Consider the following 2,141-nt stretch of genomic DNA (forward strand, 5'->3'; position numbering starts at 1 on the left):
CATTAAAATTAAGGAAGGCATAAGGGAAGAAAAGGCTAGAAGGAAGAAAGTTTTTTTGATTACTGATTATCCGGTTATAGCTGATAGCTGATATTTGACCGCTCAATACTTACATTAAAATATAGCAAAATTTCAGACAATTACGATGAAAAAGTTTTTCTTGGCAACATTTATTAGTGGTTTTATTTCTATCTTGAATCTACAATTTATGCCTGCTCTAGCTAATCGAATTACTAGAGCTGATTATAACAACTTAAAAATTGGCATGACCTATCAAGAAGTTAAGCAAATCTTGGGGAAAGAAGGTGAAGTTTATACAGAATATAATAGTCCAACAACAGAAAATTTTGGCGTAGCATATCGCTGGCTAAATAATGATAATACAGGTATAGTTGCAGTATTTAACTCAGAAAATAAACTGATTCGATTATCTGCTCAAAATTTGAACGCTACTAACTTCGGAGTTAATCAAGAACCTCCTGTAGTTACCAGTACAGATTTTGAAAATATTAAAGTTGGGATGACTTATGATGAAGTGAGAGAAATTATTGGTACTGAAGGAATAAAACAACCAACAAGAGATAATCCTTTAACTAATGCTAATACTGTTGTATATAATTGGGTTAATCCTGATGGTACAAGCATGAGTATAATTTTTGATTCTAATCAGAAAGTGGTTACTATTAGGACTAAAAATATGAATACTTATAATTTTGGTAATCCTTTCTGGAATCAACCCAAACCAGTTTATTCAATTACACGACAAAAATATGAAAGATTGCAGCTAGGAATGACATACCGAGAAATAAGAAATATTCTTGGAGCAGAGGGAGAAATAGACCCTGAATTTGACTCAGAAGCTTTTGTACAATCTAGAGAAGCAAGGGAAATGCAAGTTAATAATACTCTTGGTAGAGAACAAGAAGTTACATCAGATGAGACACAAGCAGAAAATCAAATTAAGGGTGCTTATGAATGGAAAAATCCTGATGATACAGGCATAAAAATAGTCTTTAATATGGAAGACAAAGCAGTTGCTATATATACTTCTGGTTTAGATGTAGGACTTCCTTATCGATAGACACGGGGACGCGGAGACACGGAGACACGGGGATGGAGGCTTTTAATTTATGATTTAAAGTGGATTTTTCACCGAAAAATTGTGGTTTAAAGCCTCCCCTTTTAAGGGAAAAATAAAGAAAATTTTTCCTTTGAGTCAATCCTATCCGTTTTAAAGGAGAGGTAATTATTAATTATTAATTATTAATTATTAATTGTTGAACTATATGTCTGAAAATCAAGAATGGCTCGGTTTAATGATTGGAAATACCCGGTTACACTGGGGATATTTTGTAGGTGCAATACTTCAGAAAACTTGGGATATAGATCGTATTCAAGAATTGGAAAATCAGGGAAATATTCATGGAGAAACAACGGTAATAAAACTACTCAAAAATACATTAGAAACTCAGGATATAAAATTCCATAATCAGATGCCTTTATTAATAGCATCAGTAGTTCCTCAACAAGCAGCTCTTTGGCAAACTTATTCTTGGTCTGATATGATTACTTTAGATAAACTGCCACTGCAAGGGCTTTATCCTACCTTGGGAATAGATAGAGCTTTAGCAGTTTTGGGTGCAGGTACAAGGTTTGGTTGGCCTGTGCTAGTAATAGATACTGGTACAGCAATTACTTTTACTGGTGCTGATGTCCAAAAAAAAATAGTGGGAGGCTCTATTTTACCAGGGTTAAGGTTGCAATTATCATCTTTGATGGCAGGAACAGCTATGTTACCTTTGGTTGATATACCAGTAGAGTTACCTCCACGGTGGGCAAAAGAAACAGCAACAGCCATTCAAAGCGGGGTAATATATACAGTATTGGCAGGCATAAAAAGTTATATTGTTGCCTGGCGAAAAGAATTTCCTCAAGGAAAAATAGTCTTCACAGGAGGCGATCGCACCTTATTATTAACTCATTTCAAAAAACTTTTTCCTGAGTTAAGTGCAACTATCATTGATGCACCGGAAGTAATTTTTTGGGGTATGGCAAAAATTTGGCATCAAATATCTCAAGTTTAAGATTTGAAGAAGGAAGAAGGAAGAAGGAAGAAGGAAGAAGGAAGAAGGAAGAAGGAA

At 34.5% G+C, this 2,141-nt stretch carries 2 protein-coding genes; both read left to right on the forward strand.

Annotation, left to right across the window (positions count from 1 at the left end; genetic code table 11):
- The first annotated feature begins 145 nt into the window (after positions 1 to 145).
- On the forward strand, positions 146 to 1,081 hold the full coding sequence (locus tag AC3DU7_RS09420; protein WP_488039092.1) for a hypothetical protein: 936 nt from the start codon (positions 146 to 148) through the stop codon (positions 1,079 to 1,081).
- Between the two features lie 205 nt (positions 1,082 to 1,286).
- Positions 1,287 to 2,084 (forward strand): pantothenate kinase, encoded by a 798-nt coding sequence (locus tag AC3DU7_RS09425; protein WP_488039093.1) that lies wholly within the window; start codon positions 1,287 to 1,289, stop codon positions 2,082 to 2,084.
- The last annotated feature ends 57 nt before the right edge of the window (positions 2,085 to 2,141 follow it).

This window comes from Okeania sp. (assembly GCF_983059655.1).